This window comes from Halomicronema sp. CCY15110, from assembly GCF_016888165.1.
GTDB lineage: Bacteria > Cyanobacteriota > Cyanobacteriia > Phormidesmidales > Phormidesmidaceae > Halomicronema.
The window spans coordinates 1-399 of sequence record NZ_JACSWC010000286.1 but is presented as its reverse complement, the minus strand read 5'-3'; the positions used below and the strand labels follow the sequence as shown (position 1 = coordinate 399).

The following is a 399-nucleotide window of genomic DNA, read 5'->3' as shown; positions in this document are numbered from 1 at the left end:
CTGATAGGCCGCATTAATTGAGGGGCTGATGCCACACACCACCAAACTCATCAACTCCACAACCGTGGAAAAGAGTAGCTCCCGATGGTACTGTCGCTGCGACTGCTGCTCAAACAGCGCATCGACTTCAGCCGCCGATAAGCTCTGTTCCAACACGATTCGAAGCATCACAGTCAGCGGACTTTCGCTCACGAAACGCTCGAACACGTCGGTTAAAATCATGGTACAAACTCTTGAATTTGATCCGCGACTAAGCCCATCATTCAACGTCTTGAGGGGTTTCTGCACATGACTTCAAATATCGTCAACAGTCATGCTGTAGCCTCACTAGCTCCGTCTTCCTCTCGGGCTGAGTGACAGCAATTATTAAGCGGTATTGAAAACACCTTTAGAGGGCTG

1 pseudogene is annotated in these 399 nt (G+C 49.6%); it reads right to left on the bottom strand.

Annotated elements, in window-relative coordinates:
* Nucleotides 1–222: pseudogene (locus tag JUK32_RS12235) on the bottom strand (IS4/IS5 family transposase); the annotation flags it as partial.
* Between the last annotated feature and the right edge of the window lie 177 nt (nt 223–399).